Consider the following 25,853-nt stretch of genomic DNA (forward strand, 5'->3'; position numbering starts at 1 on the left):
TGCCCTCCAGTTGCCGGCCCCGCGCGCCGGCCGTCACTGGAGAACCGGACACCCATGCAAAAGAAACTCGCCCCTGCCTGCATCGCCGCCCTGCTCGGCGCCATCGCGGCCCTGCCGGCCGCCGCCCAGGAAGCGCAGGGCAACTGGCTGGTGCGCGCCCGCGCCGTGTACCTGAAGCCGGCGAACCACTCGTCCCCGGTGGCCGACCTGTCGATCCCCAGCGATGCGATCACCATCAACAGCAAGACCATTCCCGAGCTGGACATCACCTACTTCTTCACGCCGAATCTCGCCGCCGAACTGGTGCTGACCGTGCCGCAGAAACAGACGGTCACCGTGCAGCAGAGTGCACTGGGCGGGCCGGTGGACATCGGCACGTTCAAGCACCTGCCACCCTCGCTGATGTTGCAATACCACTTCATGCCCACCGCGAAGATCCGCCCCTACATCGGTGCGGGCCTGAACTACACGCGGCTGAGCAGCGTCAACCTGCAGGTGCCGACAGTCGGCCGCCTCCAGCTGCAGAACGAAAGCTTCGGCTTTGCCATGGGTGCCGGCGTCGACATCGAGGTGGCGAAGAACACCTACCTCAATCTCGACGTGAAGAAGCTGCGCATCCGCAGCGCCGTGAACATGAATGGCGTGCAGCTGTCGACGGTGAAGGTCGACCCGTGGCTGTTCGGCGTGGGCATCGGCTACAGGTTCTGAAGACGGTGCGCCCCACGGCCGGCGGATATACGCAGCAAGCCATAGGGTCAATACGCCCTGCTGTCTTGCGTGCGTTTGCCAGGGCCGTAGAATCAATCACCGGGCCCAAGTTTCTTGCGCCCGGTTTTTTGTGGCCGTCGTTTTCATGACGCGATCACGAGAACCGGCCGGACCAAGCGCTCATTCGTTCCATTCAACGATTCCTTTCAGGAGCCTGGTCATGCAAATCTTCGACTACGACAACATCCTTCTGCTGCCACGCAAATGCCGCGTGGAAAGCCGCTCGGAATGCGACGCCAGTGTCACGCTGGGCGAGCGCACCTTCCGTCTCCCCGTGGTGCCTGCCAACATGAAAACGGTGGTCGACGAGTCGATCTGCCTGTGGCTCGCGCAGAACGGCTATTTCTACGTGATGCACCGCTTCGACCTAGACAACGTCCAGTTCGTCAAGGACATGCAGGGCAAGGGCGTGTTCGCCTCGATCTCGCTGGGCGTGAAGAAGCCCGACTACGAAACGGTCGACCAGATGGTGGCCGAGGGCCTCGTGCCCGAATACATCACGATCGACATCGCGCACGGCCATTCCGACAGCGTGAAGAACATGATCGGCTACCTCAAGGCCAAGCTGCCGAAGTCGTTCGTGATCGCCGGCAACGTGGGCACGCCCGAAGCCGTGATCGACCTGGAGAACTGGGGCGCCGACGCGACCAAGGTCGGCATCGGCCCCGGCAAGGTCTGCATCACCAAACTCAAGACCGGCTTCGGCACGGGCGGCTGGCAGCTGTCGGCGCTCAAGTGGTGCGCGCGCGTGGCCACCAAGCCGATCATTGCCGACGGCGGCATCCGCGACCACGGCGACATCGCCAAGAGCATCCGCTTCGGCGCGTCGATGGTCATGATCGGCTCGCTGTTCGCGGGCCATGAAGAGTCGCCGGGCAAGACGGTCGACGTCGACGGCACGCTCTTCAAGGAGTACTACGGCTCGGCCAGCGACTTCAACAAGGGCGAGTACAAGCACGTCGAAGGCAAGCGCATCCTCGAGCCGATCAAGGGCAAGCTGGCCGACACGCTGGTCGAGATGGAACAGGACGTGCAGAGCTCGATCAGCTACGCGGGCGGCCGCACGCTGATGGACATCCGCAAGGTCAACTACGTCACGCTGGGCGGCGACAACGCGGGCGAACACCTGCTGATGTGAGCGCGACGGGCGGCCTGTCCACCCGTCTTTGCCCGTCCTTTCTTTCAGGCCTCGAGCAGCTGCACTGCGTAGCGGTGCAGCGCGTGTGACGGATCAGCCAGCGCATCGACCACGCCAAAGTGGTCGAGCCCCGGCAGCACCTCGCACACCGGCACGGTGTGACGGCCCCAGGCCTCGCGGATCATCGCGTTGTGGCGGATGAATTCCGCGCTCTCGTTGCCGCCGACTGCCGCATAAAGCTGGCCACGCGCAGGTGCAGGCCACAGCGCCGGACTCGCGCGCCACGCATCGGCATCGGTGAGCTTCAGCGTGTGCTCGAGGAACGGCGTGCGCTGCAGCGGCCGCAGGTCGAACAGACCCGAGACCGACAAGGCATTGCGCACGAGCTGCGCGGGCAGATCGGGCGCCACCGCCCTCCAGTTGCAGGCCAGCAAGGCGGCCGCCATGTGGCCGCCAGCGGAATGTCCCGCGACAGTGATGCGCGAGGGATCGCCACCATACGTCGCCACATGACGCCAGGTCCATTCGAGCGCACGCACCATCTGCAGCAGGATGCCTGGCACCGTCACCGGCTGATCGACCGGGCCGGGGCACAGCGCATAGTTGGGCTGGACCACGCAGATACCGCGGTCATGGAACGCGGTGCTGATGAACGAATGGTCCTTCTTGTCCATGGCACGCCAGTAGCCGCCATGGATGAAGACCAGCACCGGCGCATCGGGCACAGGCGCCGGAAACACGTCGAGCGTTTCGTTCGGTCCGGTGCCGTAGGGCAGGTCGATCCGGCACGGCAGGGTGTCGCGCGCCGCGGCGGACTCGCGCGCCCATCGCGCAAAGTACGCGGGGTGGTCCTTCACCCGCGCCAGGTTGTTGTACATGCCTTCCAGCCAGGCGGGATCGTGCGCTTCCATGCGGTGCTTGCTCCTTGTTTTTCCGGGGCGCATCTTGGCACGGCGACGTGCATCGAAAGGCGCACGGGGATAAGATGCAGTTCGCGTTGGGGGGGTAGCTCAGCTGGGAGAGCGCCGCGTTCGCAATGCGGAGGTCGGGAGTTCGATCCTCCTCCTCTCCACCAACCGACTCAGTAAAAAGGCCTTGGCGATCGCCAAGGCCTTTTTCATTTGCGGCTGCACTCTGCCGACGGGAAATGTCAGGCGTCGAGCGTCAGGTGCTGGCCGTGCAATGCAGCGGCGCCCGGCGATGCCAGGAAGCCGATGGTCTGCGCCGCGACCGAGGTGGAGACCCACTCGGCCGGATTCGCGTCGGGCATCGCCTGGCGATTGGCCGGCGTGTCGAGCACGCTGGGCGCGACGCTGTTGATGTTCACGCCATGCGGTGCGGCCTCGGCCGCCATCGATTCCACGAGCCGCTGCAGCGCGCTCTTCGATGCGATGTACGCCGCCATTGCCGGCAGGCCGCGCGCAGCCACCTTGGCCGTCACCGCGACGATGCGGCCCGAGCGGCGCTCGATCATCGAAGGCAGCACGGCCTGCGTCACGGCGACGAACGACCAGGCATTGAGATTCATCATCCGGTCCCAGCTCGCACGCGTGAGCGCATGTGTCGCCTCACCCATCTCGAAGCCGCCGGCGATGTGCACCAGCGCATCGACGCGGCCGAACGCCTGCAGCACCTGGCCGGTGAGCGCAGCCATGTCGGGCGCCGAGGTCACGTCGCCGGCGAGCAGCAGGTGCTGCGAGTTGTCCAGGCCTGGGAAGACTTCGGCCAGGCGGCCGGCGTGGTGATCGACCAGCGCCAGCCGTGCGCCCTGGTCGAGAAAGTGCTGGGCCACGGTCCGGCCCAACGCGCCCGCGGCGCCGGTGATCAGGACATGGGGGGTGGTGCTTGCATCGCTCATCGAAATTTCTCCTCGTGCGCCCCGGGTGCGGGGATGGGGGTGGGGCCAGGCCCCGACGGTCGCGCATCCTAACGCCGTCGTACAAATGTGCAGAAAGTTTTTGAAGTGCCTCAAAGATTGGTATATACTCGTGGTCTTGCCAGAAAACACTAACGGTTTTCAAAGCAAGGGCTCTTAGCTCAGTTGGTAGAGCAGCGGACTCTTAATCCGTAGGTCGAGTGTTCGAGTCACTCAGGGCCCACCAACCAACATCGCGGAAACGCTGGAAAGCCTGCTACTCACAAGGTAGCAGGCTTTTTTCATGGCGCGTTCACCTGTACGTTGGCTCGTGCCGACGCTACCCTTCGCAAGCTCCTCCCGGACATTCCCGTGAAGGAATCCAAACCCGCTTCATCGCCGACATCCTTCGACCTCAAGCAGCACTGGCATTGGGGCCGAGGCATGCGCCAGTTGCGCATTGCCGACTTCCTCAAGGACGGTCGCCTGCTGGTCCCCGGCGATCTCACGGGCGAAGGTCCGGCCACCGATGACGGCACGGGCGCGCTGCGCACTGTCGGCGGCGTGCAGGTCGGCAGCGCCGACTACGAAACCGGACTGGTGTGGGTCGGCCGCAAGCTGCGTGAAGGCGATCTGCCGGGCAAGCCCCAGAACTGAACATCCTCACGGCGCCGTGACGCGCCGCAGGAACGCCAGCGAACGCGCCAACGCGAGTTGCCCCGGCGCGTCGTCGAGGTTGAACTGGTACTCGTGCGGCAACGCGGGCGTCTGGTCGGCGGGGAAGAACAGGCTGTCGACCCGCACGCCCTTCGCCGTCAATGTCTCAGCCATCGAACGCGACTGCCCTTCGAGCGGATCGCCGTTGCCCGCGGTGATGAACGACGGCGGAAAAGCCTCGGTCACATAGCGTCGCACCGAAGCGGTTTCGAAGGCCGGTGCATTCTGGAAATCCTTGCTGCCGCTGTACGACCAGAACACGGTCCGCAGGAAACCGCCGAACGCGCCGTCGAGCCGGGCCTGTGCCGCGTCGTAGGCGCCGCAGTGCAGCAGCATGCCGCGCAACTGGTCGCGTGCGATGGCGGGCGTGAGACCAACGGCTTCCGCGTAACTGGGCACGGCCACGGCGTTCGCGACCTGCGCGACGATGTGCGCACCCGCCGAGTCGCCTGCCAGCACCAGCCGCGTGGGGTCCACGCCCAGTCTCGTCGCCTCACGCACGAGATAGCCCAGCGCCGCGTTCACCTGCCGCACGGGCACCGGGTAGCCCTTTCCGGGCGCAATCGAATAGCCGACGGCCACCACGGTGAAGCCCTGGCCGGCCAGCACGCGCGCGTAGTTGGCCACGTCGCGTCGGTGGCCCGAAACCCAGGCGCCGCCATGCACCCACACCACGGTGGGCAATGGCCGGTCACCCGCCGAGGCCGGACGGAACACATCGAGGTAGGCGTCCGGATCGGCTTCGTCGTAGTGCTGGCCCAGCACCGCCGAGATGCCGGGCGGCACATGCTTTTGCAGCGACTGCGACGCGGCGTCCGATCCCTTGCCGAAGGCGTAGCGAATCATCAGCACCGAGGGCCACGGGCTCCACTGGAACGCGGCGTACCCCACGACGGCGAGGCCGACGATGACACCGAGTGTGCGGAGCAGAATCTTCTGGAGCTTCACCGTGGGAGCGCCTGCACCGGACGGCCCGGCGCTTCAAGATGCGCAGCCGCATTCTGCTTTGCCTGCTGCGGAAAGGCCGTCGCTACTATGCTCGCCCCACATGCCGCAACTGCCCTACGCCGCGCCCTCCTCCGCTCGCGGTCCATCGCTTGCGCTGTGCGCGGCCCTGGCGTTGGCCACAGCGCCTACCTTCGCATCGGCCGCCGCCGGCTGCCTTGCGACAGCCTCCCACATCCCGCCGCCCCCGCGCGCGCTCGCGATGGCGGCGCTCGCACGACAGGAACACGCGGCTTTCGACGGCCAGACCATGGACGCCGAAGGCCGGCTCACCGAATCCGGCATCTCAGAGGCCGAGGACGTGCGCTCCGCGCCCGGCGAACCGCCTGCGTGGCAACGCGTGCTGCGCTACTGGCACGCAGTCGATCCGCCGCACGAGCGGCTGCCGCACCTCGTGCGCTTCGGCGCCCAGCACGCGGCCGACCGCACGCTGTTGACCGAAGCGCTGAATCAGGCCAGCGCGGCGGGCCTGCAAGGACTGAATCCATCGGACCAGCGTGCCCTAGAGGTCGCGCTACAGCGCGTCGCGGTGATCGACACGCCCTGGTCCGCCGCATTCATCAGCTGGGTGGCACGCGAGGCCGGGCTCGGCGCCGACGAGTTCGTCTTTTCCGAGGCCCATGTCGACTACGCGGGCGCCGCGTGGCAGGCCGGCGTCGACGAGGCCGCAGGCCGCGCGACGCCCCAGGCCTTGCGCGCCTGCGACCTGACGCGCACGCCGCCACGACCGGGCGACCTCGTCTGCCAGGCGCGTGGCGCGCGCGGCGCCGCGCTCGACAGCTACGAAAGAATCGGTGAGGCACTCGCCGGGCGCCCCACGGGCGGCGCACCGTTGCCGATGCACTGCGATGTGGTGGTGAATGTGGACGACACCGGCTTCGACGCCGTGGGCGGCAACGTGCTGCAGTCGGTCACCTTGCGGCGCCTGGCCTTTGCGCCCGGCACACGGCTGCTGGATGCGAGCTACCTGCCCGAAGGCTGCACGACGGGCGGCGTTGCGTGCGTCGATCGCCACATGAGCCGGCAGCCGTGGTCGCTGCTGCTGCAGTGGCGTTGAAAGACAAGAGAAGCAGGAACGGCGGCGCCGGTGCGCCGCCGGCCATCAGTCGCGGTAGTACGCCTCGACAGCGCCCTTGAGCTTGATCAGCAGCGGATAGCCCTTGCGGTCCAGCGCTCGGCCGGCGGGCACCTTGATCCAGCCTTCGCTGATGCAGTATTCCTCGACGTCCAGGCGGTCCTTGCCGTTGAAGCGGATGCCGATGGGGTGCTCGAACACGGCGGGAATGTGGTGCGGGCTGCGCGGATCGGTCGACAGGTGATCGGGCAACGCGGGCTTGGAGGTGGCTTCTTCGGTCATGGGAAACGGGTTTCTGAATCGACCCGAATGATAAAACCTGCGGCATGCCGCGCCAGATGCCCTTCCGCGGGCATCGCTAGCGCCGCTTCTTCCACGCCTTGGCGGGCGGCTTCGGTCCGAAGCCCAGCGCAGCCCGCGCCAGCGCATCGGCCTCGGCATTGCGGTGGCGCGGAATCCATTGCACCTGCGCCTCGTCGAAACCCTGCAACAGCGTGCGCGCTTCGTCGAACAGCGGCGCCAATCGCACGATCGGCCGCACGTCGGCACCGCCGCTCAACTGCTCGACCAGCGTGCTGTTGTCGCTGTAGGCCTGCACGGCGGTGGCGCCGCGCGCATGCAGCTCACGCAGCGCGAGCGTGAGCGCCCGCAGCTCGGCTTCGTTGTTGCAGCCGGTGGTGTGCGTGGCCTGCGAGAAGGTGTGACGCGTGCCGTCGGGCTGGGTGATGACCACACCGACACCCATGCGTCCGGGGTTCGGCATGGCACTGCCGTCGCAATGGACGACCCACGGTGGAGGGCGCGCAGGCGCAGCGACGGTCATGAAGAAGGAGAACGCAAAGAGACGAGCGCGCTCAGCAGTTGTTGCGCTTGATGCCCGCGAGATTGCAGGGTCGCTGGCCGGGCGGCGGCCCCGGATCGTGTGGCGGGCGCGGCGGCCGGGGGTGATACCCGGGACGCGGTGGACCGTAGTACGGATCGCCGCTCCAGATGTAGGTCGGCGCCGGATCGATCGCAGGCGCCTCGCCCACCGGATGGCGCGGAATGATGGCCGGGCCCGAGGGCGCGGGCTGCGGCGGTGGTGCGGACGGTGCCGCGTATTCCGGCCGGCGAGGCTCGGCCTCTTCGCCTGGTGCACGCGATGGTGCAGGCGGCGGCTCGTCAATCCGCAGCTGCCGCGACTGCCGGGTACCCGGCGGGCACGCGCCATCGGTGTAGACGATGCGGCCGTCGGCGTCGGTGCAGCGCACCACCTCCGCCTGCACGGTCGGCGCGGCCACGGCAAGCCAGAGCAGCGAAACGGAAAGGATGGTGGGCGTGCGCATGAAGACGCTCGTTGTAACAGTGCGCGGGCGCGCGAACAAGCAAAAGAAAGTTCGATGCCGCATCGGGCGTCAACGCGACTTCGTTCGAACGCTTTTCCTGGCCGGGGGACTGGCCTGCGTGCTGATGTGCGGGTAGTGCTCGAACGTGTGCTTCATCACATCGCGCAACCAGACCACGGCCGGATCGTGATGGAAGCGCGGATGCCAGTGCTGGTTGAGCTGGAACTGGGGCACGGGCACCGGCGGCTCGAACATGCGAACCGTGCCCAGGCGGGCGAAGACCTCCGCCAATTCACGCGGCACGGTCGCAAGAAGGTCGGAGTGCCGGTCCATCAGGAGCGGCACCATCAGGAAATGGGGCGTCATCACGGCCACGGTGCGGCGGATGCCCTGGTCTTCCAGCACCTTGTCGTAGCTCTCCGCCGAATGGCCGGTGAGCGAGACCACGATGTGCCGCATCGACTCGAAGCGCTCGCGGGTGAGGGTGGCGCCGATGTCCTTGTTGCGCGTGCTGGCGATGGTCACGAAGGAGTGCAGGAACAGGCGCTGATGAAACAGCCCCTCGGGCGCCGAGCGGATCGACCCCACGGCCAGATCGGCCTCGCCGGAGGCCAGCAGTCCTTCGACCTGCTCCAGCGGCACCTGCAGCGTGCGCAGCGAGCATCCGGGCGCCTCCTTCTTGAAGCGCTCGAGCAGCGGGGGCAGGAACACCAGCTCGCCCATGTCCGTCATGCACAGCGTGAAGGTGCGCCGCGCCAGCGCGGGCTCGAAGCGGGCGCCGGCCAGGATCTGCTGGCGCACGGTGGACATCACCTCCACCACAGCCGCGCGCATGCCCTCGGCCTTGCGCGTGGGCTCCATGCGGCTGCCGACCTTGACAAACAGCGGGTCGTCGAAAAAAGCGCGCAACCGGTTCAGCGCGTGACTCATCGCGCTCTGCGTCAACCCGAGGCCCTGCGCGGCCTTGGTGACATTGGCCTCGCGAAACATCGCGTCGAAGACCGCCAGCAGGTTCAGGTCGAGATTTTCCGCATGCATGCTGCTCATTCTAGGAATGACTGGCATGACATTGATACATGAGAACCCTCGTCCTACGCTTGGCCCATGCCGTGACTCGAACGCGGCGAACAAGACAAAGGAGACGCCCCATGTTCATCAAAAACACCTGGTACGTGGCCGCCTGGGACCACGAGCTCACGACGCAGGGCCTGTTCGCCCGCACCATCATCGGCGTGCCCGTGCTCATGTTCCGCAAGGACGACGGCGAGATCGTGGCCATGGAAGACCGCTGCTGCCACCGCGGCGCGCCCCTGTCGGTGGGTCGGCGCGAAGGCGATTGCGTGCGCTGCATGTACCACGGCCTGAAGTTCGACGCCTCGGGCCAGTGCATCGAGGCCCCGGCCCAGAAGCGCATTCCCATCCAGGCCAGGGTGCGCACCTTTCCAGTCGTGCAGCGCCATCGCTGGGTCTGGATCTGGATGGGCGCCCCCGACAAGGCGGACCCGGCGCTGATCCCCGACACGCAGTGGCTCGACGATCCGGACTGGCGCAGCCTGGACGGCTACATCCACTACGACGTCAACTACCTGCTGATCTGCGACAACCTGCTGGACTTTTCCCACCTGCCCTTCGTGCATCCAACCACGCTGGGCGGCAGCGCGGACTACGCGGCCGCGCAACCCAAGGTCGAACGCATCGACAACGGCGTGCGTATCACCCGATGGGCCCTCGACACCGAACCGCCGCCCTTCGCACAGGCGGTCAAGGACTGGGGCAGCAAGGTCGATCGGTGGAACATCTACAACTTCACCCTCCCGGCCATCCTGCTGATGGACTCCGGCATGGCGCCCACCGGCCAGGGCGCCGCCGAAGGAAATCGCGAGGGCGCGATCGAGTTTCGCGGCTGCCAGGCCATCACGCCCGAGACGGAAAACTCCACCCACTACTTCTTCGCGCATCCGCACAACTTCGCCATCGACAAGCCTGAGGTCACGCGTTCGATCCATCAGGCCGTGGTGGATGCCTTCGACGAAGACCGCGACATCATCACCGCGCAGCAAAAAAGCCTGGCACTGGCGCCCGACTTCAAGATGATGGCCTTCGGCATCGACGCCGCGCTGAACCAGTTCCGCTGGATCGTCTCCCGCCGACTGGAGGAAGAGGCGGTCGAAGAAGCTGCAGCAGCCCGCCCTGCCCCTGCGGCATCGGTACCGGCACCACCCGAACCCGCCCGGGCCTGAGCCATGAAGCTCGTCGTCACACGCCTCACGCAAGAGGCGCAGGATGTGCTCGGCCTGGAGTTGCGTGCGCCCGACGGCGCGGCGCTGCCGCCCTTCACCGCCGGCGCCCATGTGGACCTGCTGCTGCCCGGCGACATCCGCCGCCAGTATTCGCTGGCCAACTCGCCGCTGGAGCGCCATCGGTATGTGCTCGGCATCGGCCTGGCGCCGGCCTCGCGCGGTGGCTCGGCCTTCGTTCATCAGCGCCTTGCCGTGGGCGATGCGCTCGAGGTGGGCACGCCGCGCGCACTGTTCGGCATCGACCCGACGGCCACCGAGCATGTGTTCGTGGCCGGAGGCATTGGCGTCACGCCCATCCTGAGCATGATTCTCTGGTGTGAGGCCCACGCCAGGCCCTGGAGGCTGCTGTACTGCGTGCGCACGCGGGCCCGTGCCGCCTATGCGTGGACGCTGGCGCGCCACCATGACCGCGTGCAACTGCACGTGGATCAGGAAGCAGCGGGCGCGCCGCCCGATCTGGCGGGCTGGCTCGGCCGTGCGGCCCCAGGCACGCACGTCTACTGCTGCGGCCCCGAAGGATTGATGAACGCGGTCGGCACAGCCGCGGGCGCTGTCGGCATCGACAAGGCGGCCACCCATTTCGAGCGCTTCGCACCACCGGAACAAGCCACGCCCGTCGCGCCGGCCGATACCTTCACCGTGGTGCTGCATCGCAGCGGCCAGAGGATCGAAGTCGCTGCGCAGCAGAGCTTGCTGGACGCGCTGGAAGACGCCAAGGTCTGCATTCCCTTCTCATGCCGCGAAGGCATGTGCCGCAGCTGCGAGGTGTCGCTGCTCGAAGGCGAGGCCGAGCACCGCGACTTCGTGCTCAGCGACGAAGAGCGCGACAGCCACACCTGCATCCTGCCCTGCGTGTCCCGCGCGCGCAGCGCCGTCCTCGTTCTCGATCTCTGACGCGCCCCCACGACCCACGACTCAATCCATCACTCAACCCACCACTGGAGACAATCATGTTCAAGACAATGACTGCCGCATGCGCAGCGATCACGCTGGCGCTGCCCATCGCCGCGCAGGAAAGCTACCCCTCGCGGCCGATCCGGATCGTCGTGCCCTACGCCGCCGGCGGCGCGACCGATTTCGTGGCGCGCACCATCGGCGACCGTCTCTCGAAATCGATGGGGCAACCCGTGGTGGTGGACAACAAGGCGGGCGCGGCGGGCGCCATCGGCGCCGGAGAAGTCGGCCGCGCCAAGGCCGACGGCTACACGCTGCTGATGACCATCACCGATTCGCAGATCAACAACACGGCGCTGTTCAAGACCCTGGCGTACGACCCGCTGAAGGACTTCGTCGGCGTCACACAGGTGGTACGCAGCCCCGCGCTGATTTCCACACACCCCGGCACCGGCATCAAGAGCATGGAAGACCTGAAGGCCAAGGTGGCGAAGGGCGGCGCGAAGCTGAGCTACGGCTCGTGGGGCGTCGGCGGGCTGGGCCACCTGGCCGGCGAGAGCCTCAACCGCGGGCTGAATGCCGGCATGGTGCATGTGCCGCAGCGCGGCGAAGGGCCGGTGGTGACCGACCTGCTGTCGGGCACGATCGACGTCGGCCTGTCTTCCGTGCCCAGCGCGATGCAGCATGTGCCCACGGGCAAGGTCGTTCCGCTGGCCGTGCTGGGCCGTCAGCGCTCCACCTCGCTCCCGCAGGTCCCGACCATGAGCGAGCTGGGCTTCAAGGACCCGCTGTACGACACCAACGTCTGGATCGGACTGCTGGCGCCGGCGAAGACGCCACAGCCCCTCGTCGACAAGCTGGCCCGGGAAGTTCGCGCCATCGTCGGATCGCCCGACGTCAGCCAGCTGTTCGTGAGCCGCGGCTTCGAGGTGATGAACAGCACGCCCGAGCAGTTCGCGCTGTCGTACAGGGAGGAGTTCCACGTGATCACGAAGCGGATCCGCGACCTGGGCGTCGAGGCGCAATGAGGCGGGGCGCCCAGGACAGCTGCGACCCTGCGTTCCCGAGGCGACAGGCGCCGTCGGCAGGCTTTGCCATCATTGCGGACACGACCGGCGCCAGCCGCCGGCAACACGGAGCCTCCCGCCAATGACCTCGCCTTTCTCCACCACCACCCCGGGCCTGTGCGGCCCGCTGCGCCAGCCGCGCCAGATGCTGGCCGACCAGACCTACGACGACCACAAGTCCATCCACGACGATGCGACGGCGGAAAAACTGGGCTTGCGCGCCGGCCCCATCGAAGGACCGACGCACTTCAGCCAGTTCGATCCCCTGCTGTTCCACGTGTTCGGGCAGGCCTGGTTCGAGACCGGCTGCATCAGCGCCCACTACCAGAACATGGTGGTCGAAGGCGAATCGGTGCGCGCCTTTGTCGACCTGCCCGCACCCGGCGCCACCTTCGTGCGCCTGCGCGCCGAGAAGGCCGACGGCACGCCCGTGCTGACCGGCACCGCGTCGGTGGGCGATGCCTCGCAGCATCCGCACGAGTTGCCCCAGCGCATCGCGAAGCTGCGCCCGCCCCAGGGCCTGGTCATCAACCGCGACCTGCGCGTGGGCCAGCGCGGCGCCGTCGTCGAGAAGATCCGCATGGGCTTCGACCAGCACATGGGCGACCACTACCCCTTCACGCTCGCCGACAAGCTCAAGGTCATCACCGAGCCTTGCGACTGGTACACCGCCGAAGGCGGCAAGCGCTCGCCCTGGGGCCGGGCGATCATTCCGACCGAGATGATCAGCGTGCTGCTCGGCTCCACCAGCGCCGAGGCGCAACTGGGCGGCCGCAAGCCGGCGGTGGGCCTGTTCGCCGGACAGGAGATCCGCCTCATCAAGGGCCCGCTCTTCGTCGACCAGGACTACGAGTTGGAGCGAGAGATCGTCGCCCTGAGCGAAAGCGCGCGCACGGAGTCCGTGTGGGTGCGCACCCAGGTGTACGAGATGCCGTCGCGCACGCTCGTGGCCGAGATGATCCTCAATGGCGCGACGATGAAGGCCTCGTATCCGAACTACGAAGCCGAGGCCAAGGAACTGGGGCTGGCCTGACGAGAGCGGCTTGCACAGCCGCTTCGCCTCAATCCATGGCAGGGGCAGAATCCGTTTTTTTGGATGCCGTATGCCAGCTGTACTTGAAGGTGGTTGCCTCTGCGGCAAGGTCCGGTTCAGCGCGAGCCAGCCGCCGCTGCGTACGTTCGCCTGTCATTGCACGTTCTGCCAGCGCATGACCGGCACGTCCTTCTACGCCGAGTCCCTCTTTCCGATGGATGCCGTCCGGTTCAACGATGGCGAGCTTCGGCAGTACGAGCACCGATCGGACGGAAGCCACAAGAAGGTCTTCGTTCATTTCTGCCCGTCGTGCGGCACGACGATGGGCCTGACCTTCGAACGCTGGCCCGATGTCCGCGCCATCTCGCGCGGATGCTACGACGATCCGAACGCGGTCGAACTCACAAGCCACATCTGGACCCGCTCCGCCCAAAGCGGCGTGGCCTTGCCGGCCGATGTGGATTGCTTTGCCATGGCGCGGGCCACGCTGGATGGTCGGCCGGAAGTAGCCCTGCGACATGAGGCACCGGTCTTGGCTCGGCAAGAGAGCGGACGTTGAGTCTTTGCTTCTGATCGCCTGGGTTCTGACGTTGAAGGGCTGCAGCGCAGGGGCATGGTAGTTGGTGCTACCGCCGCTTTGCGCCCGAAGGAGACGCTGGGCGCTTTCTAAGGCGGTCTTTCGATTCAAAGCGAAGAGGCATGCGCGCGAGCCTCAAGCTGCCTTGCGCTTGACGATCTGCGCCGATGATCTTGATCGGCCGCGCCGCCTCTCCCGTATCAGGTCAGCCAATGGCTTTGCTTTGCGCTGCGGCGAGCTATTCCGTCAAAGGTGCGTCGTCCTCACCGACCGGAAATCACCCTTGAGCTTGTGCTCCGAAAGCCTCGCGCGTTCGGTGCAAGTGTCCAACGCTGCTGTGGCAATGAGTGCGACGCCCAACGCAGACGGCGCGGTGTTGTGTCAACGCTGTTGGCGAATCTTCTGTCTTCACTGCCGCGCGCTTGATACCCATTGCGCACAGCCGTCCAGATCGCGCGCCTCGTTCTGAAAGCCGCAACAAACCTCCATTTCAACCAGGCAAGCGGCGCGATGGGCACATCGTTTCCGGAGCTCGACGCCTAGGGAATACCCCAGCGCAGCGCCAGCCCCGAAGTTCTTGCGCTGTGCTTCGAAACGCCGCACAATTATTAAAAAATGAAGGCTCATTCATTATTAAGCGAGACAAATGCTGATCCATCCTCCCTCCTCCAGATTCCAGTTCAAGGCGCCGTGCTTGCGCCTGGCCGTTGCCATTGCATGCGGCGGCATGCATCTCCTGGCCGGTGCGCAATCCAGTGCGCCCTCATCCGCCGCGCCTCCGATCGAGCCTGCCAGTGCGCCGAAGACGATTGAGTCGGTCAGCGTGACAGCCCAGCGCCGGCGCGAACCCGCCAGAGAGGTCCCACTGACCGCCGATGTCCTCAAAGGCGAAGACATGGAGCGCGGCGGTTATCAATCGCTGAGCGACCTCGCAGCGCTCCTGCCCGGCATGAATCACAACCAGTCGGGTGGTGGCACTGGCGGAAGCCAGATCACGATGCGTGGCATCTCTACGGGCTCGCAAGTGGGAGCAACGGTCGGCATGTACGTGGACGATGTGCCGTTCGGGTCGAGTTCCGCCTATGCGGGTGGCGGTTCCAGTTCGCTGGACCTTGGCCTGTTCGATCTCGCCAGTGTCGAGTCCTTGCGCGGCCCGCAAGGCACGCTCTACGGCGCCGGTGCGATGGGAGGGCTGATCAAGTACGTGGCTGTTGAACCCGATCCGAGCTACTTCAGTGCGCAAGCGACCGCGGAGACCTCCAGCACCAAAGGCGGAAAGAGCGGTCATGTGCTGCGCGGCATGCTGAACGTGCCGCTGAGCGAGGGCGTCGCTGCACTGCGCGCTACGTTGTACCAACGCTCCGAGAGCGGGTTCGTGCGCGACGTCAATCACGGCGGCCGCCTGGTCGACGGCTCCAAGACAGATGGCGCTCGCGTCGCCTTGCTGCTCACACCTTCAAAGGACGTCACGCTGCGCCTCACTGCGTTGAGTCAGAAACAGCGGCGCGACGGTGCTTCGACGGAAGATGTAGACATCGCCACGGGACGGCCCGTGGATGGAGCGCTGACCAAGCGGCTGCTTCTGAGCGAGCCCTCCGAAGTGCGCAACGACCTCGTCTCGGCCGCCCTCAAGGTGGACCTGAAGTGGGCCACTCTCGATTCGATCACCGGGTGGCAGCGTACGTCGAGTCTCGGGCGGGTGGACTCCTCCGCGCTCTACAGTCCACTGCTGGCGCCGACCGGTATCGTCAATGCCGCGTACGGCATGGACTACACCTTCAACAACAGGAAGGTGACGCAGGAAGTGCGACTGACATCGCCACGCAGTCGCCAGTTCGAATGGCTGGCGGGCATGTTCTATACGAACGAATCTGGCTCCAAGACGCAGAACCTTCGGCCTTTCAATGCCTTCCAGCAGCCCGAGAGTCCGGTGTTGGCGGATGCCAGGTTTCCGTCGACATTTCGCGAAACAGCGATTTTCGGAACCGGTACCTACTACCTGACACCTGAAGCCGACATCACCCTGGGCGTGCGTCGCAGTCGCAACAGCCAGCATCTGGACCAGCGCTTCAGCGGTATCTTCGCCCCCGCACCGCAGCCGGCGTCACAGTCCTCTGAAGGGGTGACTACCTGGTTGCTGACGGGTCGCTGGCGTCCGGCCGAGCGGCAGGCGGTCTATGTCCGCGCTGCAAGCGGCTATCGCCCTGGCGGTCCGCTTCCGCTGGTCATCAATCCGCTGGACGGCACCGCGCTCAACAACTCCTCGTTCAAGTCCGACAGTCTTTGGAGCTACGAGGTGGGATGGAAGGGTGACATCGTGCCGGGTCGCCTCACGACAGAAGTCGCGCTCTACCAGATCGACTGGAAGGACATGCAGGTCTTCACGTCCAGCGCCGGGTTCTCCGGCATCGGCAACGCTGGACGGGCTCGCTCGCGCGGCATCGAATGGACGGTGCGTGCAGCGCCGACAGACTCGTTGCGCCTGGCCACTGCGCTCAGCGCCATTGACGCGAAGCTTGTGGACGACAGCCGCGACCTCGGCGGAAAGGCGGGCGAGCGACTGCCCAACACGGCTCGGCTTTCGCTCGCGCTGCAGGCCGACTACGACTTCAGGCTTGGCGGCAACCCTGCCTACCTCGGTGCGACGCTGCGCTACACCGGTGACCGCTGGAACAGCTTCAAGGAAGCGCCTGGTATTCCCGCCTATCGGATGCCGGCGTACACCGCCATCGATCTGCGTGGCGGTGTGCAGATCGGCAAGGCCAACATCGGGCTGTTTGTGCGCAACCTGACCAACCGTCGGGGCCAGACGGCAGCCGACACCACCCTGAGCACCGCAGGTGGTCCAGCTCGCGTCAATCTGATCGCACCGCGCACCATCGGTCTTCAGTTCAGCATGGACTTCTCCTGAGGACGATCGCAGGCTATGCAAGTTCAGGCTTTTGCGGAGGACATCCGCTTTCGGCAGCCGCTGGTCATCGCAGGCCGCGTACTGCCCGGGCAGTCGGTGCTGTGCATCGAGGTGCGTCATGGGCGTCATGTGGCACATGCCGAAGCGGCTGGTGTCTTCTATCGCGGGGAGAGTGGCCCGCGCATGAAACAGGAGGTGGAGGCGATCAGCGAGCGACTGCCGAACGACTTGCTTGGTGCCTGGCGTGAGGTGCAGAAGATGCCGCCTGGCGGCGCTCGCAACGCGCTCGATTGGGCGCTGTGGCAACTCGTGGCTGCGCAGCGCGGCGATCCCGCCTATCGCATGGCGTTCCTTCAAACGGTGAAGCCCCGGATGACCATGGTGACGCTGGGCGTCGACGAGCCGCACAAGATGGCTCAGGCGGCGTTGGCCTATCCGATGGCAAAGGCACTCAAGCTCAAGCTGGATGGCAGTGCTGCAGATGCCGAACGTGTGGCTGCGGTTCGCCTGGAAAGGCCTGATGTCCGCCTGTCCATCGATGCGAACGAGGGATGGACGATGCCGCATCTCGAGTGGATGATGGCTGCGCTTCTGGCGAACCAGGTCGAACTGATCGAACAGCCGCTTCCCGCGACGGACGACGATGCATTGAGAGGGTGCGGTTGCCCCATTCCGCTTGCCGCCGACGAGTCGTTGCAGACGATCGACGATCTGGAGCGCATTGCGCAGATGTACCAGGTGGCCAACATCAAGCTCGACAAGTGCGGAGGCCTGAGTGCAGCGCTGACGCTTGCACACGAAGCGCGTCAGCGTGGACTGCAGGTGATGGTCGGGTGCATGGGGGGGCGTTCTCGCGCGATCCTGCCCGCGTTCATCGCAGCCCAGTGGGCCGATCTGGTCGACCTTGATGCCCCCTTGCTCATGGCTTCAGATACGGCTCCATCCGCAACCTATGCGGACGGACTCATCGCTTTCGACGATGCTGCATTCATGCCCTTGGCAGACGGGCAGCCGGCGTCGCTCAGCGCTTCACTCTCACCGGTGCGCCATGCAGAAGCCTGATCAGCAGCCGGGCGGCCTTCATCTTGGCCTCGGTGTTGGTCGGTACGCCGATCAGCATCTGTGCCTGTGCGGAAACGAGCAAGGAGAGGATGGATTCTCCAACGGCGAGCATGTCGCTTTCCTCCAGATGGTTCGCCTCTTTCCCGATGCGCACCACGGTCTCCAGCAAGGCACGGCGCAGATTCTTGAAGTTCTTCGAGACGACCGCCTGAACATCCGGGTTGCGCCGCGTGATCGCCGCGATCTCCAGCGCCGTGCGGGCGACCTGGTTCGTCGCGTCGGGCCGCTCCTGGAGCTTGAGCGACGACTCCACGAGTCCCAGAAGCTCACCGGCGCTGCTGCATGCCTCGAATGGCGCGGCATTGACCTCGGCAGCCTCGATGAGCTGCAGCAGGACGTCCTCCTTGGAGCGAAAGTGGACATAGATGGACCCGACCGACAACCCGGCCTGGGTGCTGACATCGCTCATTGAGGCTTCGGCAACCCCCTTGCGCTCGAAGACGACGCGGGCGGCGGCAAGGATCTGCTGCCGCACCGCGGCCATGTGAGCTTCGTCTCTCTTGGGCATGTTTCAAAAATTTAAATGATTGTTCGTTCATTTTAGGATTGGAAAACACACAATGACCGCGACCCCTATCGAAAAGCTGGAGGCTGTGCTCTCCGACCTCCATCGCAACGACGCACCGGGCCTGATCGCCAGCGTCGAGCAACGCGGCAAGACCTTGCTGCGCCGCGGCTACGGCCTGGCAAGCCTCGACTCCGGCATGGTCAACACGCCGTCCACGAAGATGCGCATCGGCTCGACGACCAAGCACTTTGCTTGTGCTCTGGCATTGCTGCTTCGCGACGAAGGCGCGCTGTCGATCGACGAGCCGGTCGCCCGATGGCTGCCGGAGTTGCCGGCGAGCCAGGGCGTTCGCACGTTGCGTCAGTTCATGAACCACACGGGTGGGACGCGTGACTATCTCGATCTCTCGCTGTTCTCGAATGGGATGACCGTCGTGCCCAGCGAAGGCGCCTTCGAGTACCAGTGCCGGCAGTACGAAGAGAACTTCGAGCCCGGCGAGCAGTTCATCTACAACAACGGCGGCTACCGCATGCTCTCCATGGTGTTGGAGCGGGTCTTGGGCGTACCTCTGGCGCAGGGGCTGCGAGAGCGCCTGTTCGAACCGCTGTCGATGCACGACACGTTCCTGTGGGCGACCGATCTGGACCCGTTGCTGGGCAGTGCCACCTCGCACGTCGCAAAGCCCGACGGTGGATTCTCGAAGGGGATCTTCCCGGCGGTGATTCTGGGTGAGGGCGGGATCGCTTCGACCCTCGATGACATGCAGCGTTGGTTGACCCATCTCGTATCGCCCAGGATCTGGCCGCAGTCCCTGTCCGACGAGATGATGGCGCCAGCCGAGCTGAACAACGGCTTTCTGAATCCGTACGGCTTCGGCCTCGTCCGGGAGAAATGGCGGGGTGTGGACATCTTCCATCATGCGGGTGGCGTGGTGGGCGGCACCTGCCAGATGCTCGCCGCGCCGGCGCACGGCGTTCAGATCGTCGTCATGAGCAATCGCAGCGATGTCGCGGCCACCGAGGTCGCCCAGAAGCTGTTCGTCGCCCTGCTGGGAGATGTGCTCGAACCAGCGGAGGCACCAGCAAACCCGGATCTGGTCGAGGCGCTGGGCGGCGACTATTACTGTGCTTCCAATGGGCGACATTTTTCCGTCGCCCGGAACGGCGATGCGCTGTTCCTGCACAGCTTCGGCCTGCCGCTGCCGCTCACCCAGGTCGAGTCGGGTGCGCTGCGCGTGAACCTGCTTTCGGTCATCGTGCTCAGTGTCGATATCGTTCGCAACGAACATGGAGAAGTCACTGCGATTGACGTGACCGAGCAGGGCCGACGCTACCGCTGCGAGCGTGTTGATGCATCGAACGAAGTCGACAACGCGGTGACGCACTTCGCCGGCAGATGGCACAGCGAGGAAATCGGCGGTGACATCGTCATCGGCGAAGGGCGGCCCGAGTCGATGCGCGTGGCAGGTTTGTACGGGCGCAACACCTACAGGCTGAAACCGCTGCTCGCGAACACTTGCCTGATGGTGAGCGAGGACCCTGTCATCCCCATGCACGGGACGCTGCGCCTGATTACCGGGGAGGACGGACGTCGCGAGCTGCTGCTTGACACAGCGCGGACCCGTCAGCTGCGCTTCACCGGAGACGCTGTTCATGGCTGATGTTCGTGCGCCTTCGCGGGGAGCCGTCGCGGGCTTCGGCGCCGGGGCGTTCGGGTCCACCTTGAGCTCGGGCGTGGTGCCGCTGCTCTTTCTCTTCTATCTGACCGAGTTTGCGAAAGTCCCACCGGCCATCGCGGGTGTCCTGCTCGCCATCCCGAAGCTTGCGGACCTGCTGTTCGACCCCTGGATCGGGCGTCGGACGGACAGTGCCGCGCGCGCCATGGGGAGCAGGAGCCAGCTCATCGCGATCAATGCGCTTGCGCTGCCGGTCCTCTTGCTGCTGCTGTTCCTGCCCGTGGCATCGCTTCCGCTGTCCCTGCGCCTTGCGCTGCTGGGTGTTCTCCTGGTCGCGCAATCGTTGATGCTCACGGTGTTCACCGTGGCGCACACGGCCATTGCGAGCGACATGTGCGACAGCATGCAAGACCGCAGCACGTTGATGTCCTCCCGGGCGCTCGGGCAGACGATTGCGGGGCTGCTCGTCACCGTGCTAGCCCCGCAGATCGTCGCCCGCTTCAGTGCATTTCATGGCGGCTATCTCGGCATGGCCGCTGTGCTCGCAGTCGGGGCCTTCGTTGCACTCTCCATCTGCTGGCTGGTGGTGCGTCGAGTGCCGCTGCGCACCGGCGTCGAAAGCAAGGAAGCGCCGTCGCTGCCGAAGGCGTTGCGTGCGACGCTGCGCAACAAGGCCTTCTACGGCGTTGCTTTGATCCTCGTCCTGCTCGGCACCAGTTCGACAGCGCTGTTCAGCGCATTGCCGTATGCCAACAAGCACCTGCTCCATGCGGGACCCGAGAACCTTTCCGTCCTGCTCACGCCCATCTTCCTTGCACTCCTGCTGGGCGTCACGGCGGCGCCATGGCTCGCGCGTCGTGTGCGGCCAACTGTCATCCTCGGTGGTGCGTTGGGGTTGGCCCTGCTGGGCGTTGGCTGGCTCACCGCGGGTCCTCGCACCATGCCTTCGATGGTGGCAGGTGGGGCGCTTTTTGGTCTGGCGTGCGGCGGCCTGACCGTCTTGATCAGCACGCTGGCGATGGAAACAGCCACGCGTTCCTCCGCTCAGGGCGAGAGCCTGGGTCTGTACCTGGGCATCCTGTTTTCGGCCGAGAAGCTGGGTCAGTCGCTCGGCGGCATCGTCGTCGGGTTCGGCCTGGACTGGGTGGGGCCCCTGGATGCGGGAGTCGCCCAGCCCTCGCTGGATCGCCTGGCCTCTCTGTGGGTGGTCGCACCTGCATCGGTTCTCGTGATCGCGCTTTTCACGATGGTTCCGCTCGCAACGCGCTTGCGCGCACTTTGATCCACGCAGGTTTCCTCATGAAGATATTCACATCCGCATTGGTCACCGAGACCAACACGTTCTCCACGTTTCCGACCACCCTCGCCTCCTTCGAGGAACTGGGCATCATCCGCGGACCTGCGCCGTCCCAGGCGCTGGGCGATGTCGGCCCGATCGTGGCGCAGTGGCGTCGCGCCGCCGGCCGCCACGGCGACGAGATTCACGAAGGGGTCTATGCCATCGCCCAGCCGGCCGGGCGCGTGGAGGCTCAGGCGTATGCGCAGCTGCGCGGCGAGATCCTGGCCGCAGCGAAGGCCGCCATGCCGTTGGACATGGTCCTGCTCTTTCTTCACGGCGCCATGGTGGCCGAAGGTGAGGACGACTGCGAGGGCGACCTGATTCGAGCCCTTCGTGAGCTCGTGGGGCCCCGGTGCGTGATCGGCGTGGAGCTGGATCCCCACTGCCACATGAGTGCGGCGATGACCCGGCATGCGGACGCCATCATCCTGATGCGCGAATATCCGCATGTCGACTACGAGGAAAGAGCCGTCGAGCTGTTCGACGTGTGCCGCGGCGCCGCAACCGGTGCGACGCGCCCTGTGATGGCGGTGGCCGATTGCCGGATGGTGGGCTTCTATCCCACCACGTCCCAGCCGATGCGAGGGTTGGTGGACCGGCTGCGCGAGGCCGAGGCACGTCCCGGTGTCCTGTCCGCGAGCCTGGTGCATGGTTTCCCCTGGGGTGACGTGGGCGACGCAGGCACGAAGGTCCTTGTGGTGGCGGACGGTGACGAGGCGCTTGCCACAGCGGTGGCGACCGAGCTCGCCCAGGCGTTGTACCGGGTGCGCCGCACGATGCTGCCGCATCTGGAGACGGTCGACGAAGCCCTCGAAGGGTTCGATCCTCGCAGTGGCGTGCCGCGCATCCTGGCAGACGCGGGAGACAACCCGGGTGGCGGGGCGCCGGGCGATCACGCCGTGCTGCTCGCGGCGCTTGTCCAGCGCACCGACCTGCGCAGCGTCGTGGGCATGGTGTGCGACCCGCAGGCCGTGGACGCGTGCTTCGGGGTGGGCATCGATGCCCCGCTGCGGCTGTGCGTGGGAGGCAAGGCCGGTGCCGGATCGGGCCGCTCGCTGGAGATCAATGTCACCGTTCGCGGTCTTGTCCAGGAACACTCGCAGACCGTCGGCAGCATCGTCGATCCGCTGGGCCGCGCGGCATGGGTGAGATGCGGAACCACCGACATCGTGTTGTGCAGCCGCCGGCAGCAGACCTTGTCGCCGACCGCCTTCACCGGCCTGGGTGTCCCACTTCACGAGGCGCAGATCATCTCGGTGAAATCGAGCCACCACTACTACGCTGAGTTCTCGAAGCTCTCCACCGACTGCCATGTCATCGAGACCGGTGCGGCGCTGTCGATGGACTTCGCTCGCTTGCCCTACCAGCGCCGGGATATCCATTTCTTCCCCGCCATCGACAACCCGGCACCGCATCTCGCATGACGACTTCCATTTCACGAGCGGCAAGCGGCCGCGTCGAGTCGCCCAGCGGGGCACTGATGGTGGTCGACGGACGCACACTCCTTTGCTTCGGAGGCTCGAGCTACCTGGGCCTGGGCAGCGCGCCCGAACTGCTGGACGCCGGATGTGCCGCCCTGCGGCAGTTCGGTGCCAGCACGCACCTCGCGCGCCACTACGGCTTCAGCGCGGGCGCGAACCAGGAGGCGGAGGCCGAGGCACGCAGCTTCTTCGATGTCGACGACGCGATGTACTTCGGCACCGGCTATCTGTTCGGCCTGATCGCGCTGGCGGGCCTCGCGCCTGATTGCGACGCCATCTACCTCGACGAGTGCGCCCACTACAGCCTGCGCGACGGCGCCAATGCGACCGGGAAGCCGGTACATCTGTTCGCGCACCGCGACGCCGACGACCTGGCGCGCAGCCTTGAGCGCACCTTGGGTCCGGGCGAGCGACCGCTCGTCGCCACCGACGGCATGTTCCCCACGTTCGGCGTCATCGCTCCGCTGCAAGCCTATGCGAGGGCCATCGCGTCGCGCGGCGGCTGGCTGGTGGTCGACGAGTCGCATGCCTTCGGCACGCTGGGCCCGCGTGGACGCGGCGCTGTGGAGGCCGCCGGCCTTTCGTTCGAGCACGTTGTGACGGGTGGATCGACGGCCAAAGCCTTTGGCGCCCATGGCGGACTGGCACTGGGCTCGGCACGAGCCATCGCATCGCTGTGGCGCACCCCGGTGGCGCGCGGTGCCGTGCTGGGGTGCTCGGCAGGCGCGGCCATGACGGCACAGAGCCTGCGCCACATCCGCCAGCATCCCGACATCCTGGTACGACTGCGCGACAACGCACGTGCGCTCAAAGACGGATTGCGCGAGCTCGGCCTGAAGGTGGAGGACAGCGATGGTCCCGTCGCAACCTTCGTCCATGGCGGTGCGCAGGAGATGCAGCGCATCCAGGCCGCGCTGTGGGATCAGGGCATCTTCATCGCCTACTCCACCTATGTGGGCGCCGGTCCCGAGGGCGTGCTCAGGTGCGCCACCTTTGCCGATCACACGCCGCAACACATCGACCGGCTGCTGACAACGCTGCGCAGCCTGCTGTAGGCGGGCGGACGCCACACAACCCCGTGCCCGATGCACGGGTCTCTTTCGCCGGATTCACCAACGACTTCGCCTGCGTCATCCGCGGGCATGCAAGAGGAACCAGATGAGCATCGCCGACACCCAACTCCCGTTTTCCAAGATCCGCAGCGCGAACGGGTTGATCTTTCTTTCGGGCGAACTGCCCATTGCCGAACAAGGCCCCATGCCCGAGGGCATCGCAGCCCAGACCGATCTGACGCTGCAGCGCATCGAGGCATCGCTCGGCAGCATGGGCCTGGGCTTGGCGGATGTGGTGCAGGTCACTGTCCATCTGGCGCGGGCGGAAGACTTTGCGGAGTTCAACGCAGCGTACCGTCGGCACTTCCGCGCCCCTCTGCCGACACGCACCACCGTCGTTGCGCAGCTCTTGCTGGCGCCTGCAGCCATCGAGATCTCCGTCGTGGCCGCGGCGCGCTCGCCATCCTGAGGGCGGAATCCAGATGGCACACGACATTGTGGTGCTGGGGGCCGGCATGATCGGCACCTGCACCGCACTCGAACTGACGCTGCGCGGCCATGCCGTGACGCTGGTCGACCGGCAGCCGCCCGGGCGCGAGACGTCCTATGGCAATGCAGGCGTCATCCAGCGCGAAGCGGTCGAGCCCTATGCCTTTCCCCGCGATGTGCGCGCCATCCTTGCCGCAGCCTTCGGTCGTGGGCTGGACATCCACTATCAGGCCGCGGGCCTGTTCGGAGCCCTGCCGCAATTGATGCGCTACTGGTGGCATTCGGCGCCGTCGCGGCACCGACGCATTGGTCAGGCATATGCCGGCCTGATTGCCCATGTCACCGAAGAGCACGGGCGCTACATGGCGCTCGCGGGTGCGCAGGACCTGGTGCGACGCGAAGGACTGCGCCTGATGTACCGAAGCGGTCACGCGATGGACGCCGCAGCCGCGCATGCGCAGCAGCTGCACCGCGACCATGGGATCGGCCTCGATCTGCTCGATGCGCGCGCCCTTGCTGCGGCCGAGCCTGCCTTTCGCATCCCCATGGCAGGTGCGGTCCACTGGCTGGATTCCTGGAGCGTGAGCGATCCTGGTGCGCTGGTCGAGCGCTACGAATGCGCGTTTCGGCAACGTGGTGGCCGATTCGCCAGAGGAGACGCGAGCAGCTTGCGTGAACGCGCTGGCGGATGGGAGGTGCGTCTCGACGAAGGCGTCGTGCAGGCGCGCCATGCCGTGGTGGCATTGGGACCCTGGTCCGGTGCGCTGACGCGGCGCATGGGCTACCGGTTGCCGCTGTTCATCAAGCGGGGCTACCACCGGCACTACGCAGGCGGCGACGGTGTCAACGTGCCGACGCTGGACGCGGAGCGGGGCTACGTCATGTCTTCGCAACGACGTGGCCTGCGCATCACCACCGGTGCGGAGATCGCGCGCATCGATGCACCCTCCACGCCACGTCAGCTCGCCGGCGCAGAGGCCGAGGTGCGCAAGCTGCTGAACCTCGGGCTGCCGGTCGAGGCACAGCCGTGGCTCGGAAGCCGGCCTTGCTGTGCCGACATGAAACCAGTCATCGGTCGTGCGCCGCGCCACAAGGGCCTGTGGTTCAACTTCGGGCACGGCCACCACGGCTTCACGTTGGGGCCGGCCAGCGCGCGGCTCCTGGCAGACCTGCTCGAAGGTGGCACGCCCTACACGGAGGCGACGGCGTTTTCGCCCTCGAGGTTTCCATGCTAGTCGCGGCGCACCCCGAGGACTCAGTCGCCGCCCCGCGCGGGGCGAAGACGAGTCCGCAGTACATGAAGGTCGTACGCCAGCCCTGGCGGCGCCTGGAGGATATCGAATGGATTTCAATGAGAATCGCCGACCCACGGGGCGGCTGGTCGGCTTCGGCATCGTGGTGCTGCTGCACCTGCTGCTGGGATGGGCGCTTGTCAGCGGATTGGCGCGGCAGGTCGTGGACGTGATCAAGTCCCCGGTGGAAGTCAGCATCGTGGACGAGACCAAGCCGCCCCCTCCACCAC

Annotated in this window: 25 protein-coding genes, 2 tRNA genes and 1 pseudogene; 20 read left to right on the forward strand and 8 right to left on the reverse strand. The window is 66.1% G+C overall.

Going from position 1 to position 25,853, the window contains the following annotated elements; all coding sequences use genetic code 11:
• Positions 1 to 54: 54 nt before the first annotated feature.
• Both D3H34_RS19855 and D3H34_RS19860 read left to right on the forward strand, forming a co-directional pair.
• Positions 55 to 708 carry an OmpW/AlkL family protein gene (locus tag D3H34_RS19855; protein ID WP_119555961.1) on the forward strand — a complete coding sequence of 218 codons (654 nt, stop codon included), beginning with the start codon at positions 55 to 57 and terminating at the stop codon, positions 706 to 708.
• Positions 709 to 928: 220 nt separating this feature from the next.
• Positions 929 to 1,906 (forward strand): GMP reductase, encoded by a 978-nt coding sequence (locus tag D3H34_RS19860; protein ID WP_119555962.1) that lies wholly within the window; start codon positions 929 to 931, stop codon positions 1,904 to 1,906.
• Between the two features lie 44 nt (positions 1,907 to 1,950).
• On the opposite strand, the gene D3H34_RS19865 is transcribed toward D3H34_RS19860, so the two are convergent.
• Positions 1,951 to 2,817, reverse strand: coding sequence for an alpha/beta hydrolase (locus D3H34_RS19865; protein ID WP_119555963.1), 867 nt, complete (start codon positions 2,815 to 2,817; stop codon positions 1,951 to 1,953).
• 88 nt (positions 2,818 to 2,905) lie between these two features.
• Between D3H34_RS19865 and D3H34_RS19870 the strand changes: the two genes are divergently transcribed.
• A tRNA-Ala gene (locus D3H34_RS19870) sits at positions 2,906 to 2,981 on the forward strand.
• Positions 2,982 to 3,056: 75 nt separating this feature from the next.
• Here D3H34_RS19870 and D3H34_RS19875 read toward each other — a convergent pair.
• Positions 3,057 to 3,764, reverse strand: a complete 708-nt coding sequence (locus D3H34_RS19875) for an SDR family NAD(P)-dependent oxidoreductase (protein ID WP_119555964.1) — start codon at positions 3,762 to 3,764, stop codon at positions 3,057 to 3,059.
• A 168-nt stretch (positions 3,765 to 3,932) separates the two neighbouring features.
• On the opposite strand from D3H34_RS19875, the gene D3H34_RS19880 reads away from it, so the two are divergent.
• Positions 3,933 to 4,008, forward strand: a tRNA-Lys gene (locus tag D3H34_RS19880).
• Positions 4,009 to 4,133: 125 nt separating this feature from the next.
• Complete coding sequence (locus tag D3H34_RS19885) at positions 4,134 to 4,418, forward strand: hypothetical protein (protein WP_147400465.1); 285 nt, start codon at positions 4,134 to 4,136, stop codon at positions 4,416 to 4,418.
• A 6-nt stretch (positions 4,419 to 4,424) separates the two neighbouring features.
• On the opposite strand, the gene D3H34_RS19890 is transcribed toward D3H34_RS19885, so the two are convergent.
• Entirely contained in the window at positions 4,425 to 5,426 is a 1,002-nt protein-coding gene (locus D3H34_RS19890) for an alpha/beta hydrolase (protein ID WP_119555966.1), read from the reverse strand.
• A 100-nt stretch (positions 5,427 to 5,526) separates the two neighbouring features.
• Between D3H34_RS19890 and D3H34_RS19895 the strand changes: the two genes are divergently transcribed.
• Positions 5,527 to 6,540, forward strand: coding sequence for a DUF2272 domain-containing protein (locus tag D3H34_RS19895; RefSeq protein ID WP_286185964.1), 1,014 nt, complete (start codon positions 5,527 to 5,529; stop codon positions 6,538 to 6,540).
• A gap of 45 nt (positions 6,541 to 6,585) precedes the next feature.
• On the opposite strand, the gene D3H34_RS19900 is transcribed toward D3H34_RS19895, so the two are convergent.
• The 4 genes from D3H34_RS19900 to D3H34_RS19915 form a co-directional block, all read right to left on the reverse strand.
• Positions 6,586 to 6,840, reverse strand: coding sequence for a DUF3297 family protein (locus D3H34_RS19900; protein WP_119555968.1), 255 nt, complete (start codon positions 6,838 to 6,840; stop codon positions 6,586 to 6,588).
• Between the two features lie 76 nt (positions 6,841 to 6,916).
• A complete protein-coding gene (locus tag D3H34_RS19905; RefSeq protein WP_119555969.1) occupies positions 6,917 to 7,381 on the reverse strand; it encodes a ribonuclease HI family protein in 465 nt (154 codons plus the stop codon).
• A 31-nt stretch (positions 7,382 to 7,412) separates the two neighbouring features.
• Positions 7,413 to 7,883 (reverse strand): DUF4124 domain-containing protein, encoded by a 471-nt coding sequence (locus tag D3H34_RS19910; RefSeq protein WP_167481243.1) that lies wholly within the window; start codon positions 7,881 to 7,883, stop codon positions 7,413 to 7,415.
• A 69-nt stretch (positions 7,884 to 7,952) separates the two neighbouring features.
• Positions 7,953 to 8,921 carry a LysR family transcriptional regulator gene (locus D3H34_RS19915; protein WP_119555971.1) on the reverse strand — a complete coding sequence of 323 codons (969 nt, stop codon included), beginning with the start codon at positions 8,919 to 8,921 and terminating at the stop codon, positions 7,953 to 7,955.
• 110 nt (positions 8,922 to 9,031) lie between these two features.
• Between D3H34_RS19915 and D3H34_RS19920 the strand changes: the two genes are divergently transcribed.
• From D3H34_RS19920 to D3H34_RS19950, 7 genes are all read left to right on the forward strand, one after another.
• Positions 9,032 to 10,123, forward strand: a complete 1,092-nt coding sequence (locus D3H34_RS19920) for an aromatic ring-hydroxylating dioxygenase subunit alpha (RefSeq protein ID WP_119555972.1) — start codon at positions 9,032 to 9,034, stop codon at positions 10,121 to 10,123.
• Positions 10,124 to 10,126: 3 nt separating this feature from the next.
• Positions 10,127 to 11,077, forward strand: a complete 951-nt coding sequence (locus tag D3H34_RS19925; RefSeq protein ID WP_119555973.1) for a PDR/VanB family oxidoreductase — start codon at positions 10,127 to 10,129, stop codon at positions 11,075 to 11,077.
• Between the two features lie 56 nt (positions 11,078 to 11,133).
• On the forward strand, positions 11,134 to 12,105 hold the full coding sequence (locus D3H34_RS19930) for a Bug family tripartite tricarboxylate transporter substrate binding protein (RefSeq protein ID WP_119555974.1): 972 nt from the start codon (positions 11,134 to 11,136) through the stop codon (positions 12,103 to 12,105).
• A gap of 121 nt (positions 12,106 to 12,226) precedes the next feature.
• Entirely contained in the window at positions 12,227 to 13,177 is a 951-nt protein-coding gene (locus D3H34_RS19935; protein ID WP_119555975.1) for a hypothetical protein, read from the forward strand.
• A gap of 70 nt (positions 13,178 to 13,247) precedes the next feature.
• Complete coding sequence (locus D3H34_RS19940; RefSeq protein ID WP_119555976.1) at positions 13,248 to 13,736, forward strand: GFA family protein; 489 nt, start codon at positions 13,248 to 13,250, stop codon at positions 13,734 to 13,736.
• Positions 13,737 to 14,400: 664 nt separating this feature from the next.
• Positions 14,401 to 16,665 carry a TonB-dependent receptor gene (locus D3H34_RS19945; RefSeq protein WP_119555977.1) on the forward strand — a complete coding sequence of 755 codons (2,265 nt, stop codon included), beginning with the start codon at positions 14,401 to 14,403 and terminating at the stop codon, positions 16,663 to 16,665.
• A 15-nt stretch (positions 16,666 to 16,680) separates the two neighbouring features.
• Positions 16,681 to 17,727, forward strand: coding sequence for a dipeptide epimerase (locus tag D3H34_RS19950; protein ID WP_119555978.1), 1,047 nt, complete (start codon positions 16,681 to 16,683; stop codon positions 17,725 to 17,727).
• Here D3H34_RS19950 and D3H34_RS19955 read toward each other — a convergent pair.
• The gene (locus D3H34_RS19955) at positions 17,687 to 18,271 is read right to left on the reverse strand and encodes a TetR/AcrR family transcriptional regulator (protein ID WP_205736767.1); all 585 of its coding nucleotides are present in this window, start codon (positions 18,269 to 18,271) and stop codon (positions 17,687 to 17,689) included. The genes D3H34_RS19950 and D3H34_RS19955 overlap by 41 nt on opposite strands.
• A gap of 76 nt (positions 18,272 to 18,347) precedes the next feature.
• Here D3H34_RS19955 and D3H34_RS19960 point away from each other — a divergent pair, with 76 nt between their 5' ends.
• From D3H34_RS19960 to D3H34_RS19990, 7 genes and pseudogenes are all read left to right on the forward strand, one after another.
• On the forward strand, positions 18,348 to 19,955 hold the full coding sequence (locus D3H34_RS19960) for a serine hydrolase domain-containing protein (RefSeq protein ID WP_119555980.1): 1,608 nt from the start codon (positions 18,348 to 18,350) through the stop codon (positions 19,953 to 19,955).
• A complete protein-coding gene (locus D3H34_RS19965) occupies positions 19,948 to 21,252 on the forward strand; it encodes an MFS transporter (RefSeq protein WP_119555981.1) in 1,305 nt (434 codons plus the stop codon). Before D3H34_RS19960 ends, D3H34_RS19965 begins: the two co-directional genes overlap by 8 nt.
• Before the next feature lie 17 nt (positions 21,253 to 21,269).
• A complete protein-coding gene (locus tag D3H34_RS19970) occupies positions 21,270 to 22,733 on the forward strand; it encodes a M81 family metallopeptidase (RefSeq protein ID WP_119555982.1) in 1,464 nt (487 codons plus the stop codon).
• Positions 22,730 to 23,845, forward strand: a complete 1,116-nt coding sequence (locus D3H34_RS19975; protein ID WP_119555983.1) for an aminotransferase class I/II-fold pyridoxal phosphate-dependent enzyme — start codon at positions 22,730 to 22,732, stop codon at positions 23,843 to 23,845. The genes D3H34_RS19970 and D3H34_RS19975 overlap by 4 nt, the downstream gene beginning before the upstream one ends.
• A 103-nt stretch (positions 23,846 to 23,948) precedes the next feature.
• Complete coding sequence (locus tag D3H34_RS19980) at positions 23,949 to 24,311, forward strand: RidA family protein (RefSeq protein WP_119555984.1); 363 nt, start codon at positions 23,949 to 23,951, stop codon at positions 24,309 to 24,311.
• A gap of 13 nt (positions 24,312 to 24,324) precedes the next feature.
• Positions 24,325 to 25,566 (forward strand): NAD(P)/FAD-dependent oxidoreductase, encoded by a 1,242-nt coding sequence (locus D3H34_RS19985; RefSeq protein ID WP_119555985.1) that lies wholly within the window; start codon positions 24,325 to 24,327, stop codon positions 25,564 to 25,566.
• Positions 25,567 to 25,672: 106 nt separating this feature from the next.
• A pseudogene (locus D3H34_RS19990) lies at positions 25,673 to 25,853 on the forward strand (energy transducer TonB); the annotation flags it as partial.

This window comes from Acidovorax cavernicola, assembly GCF_003581445.1.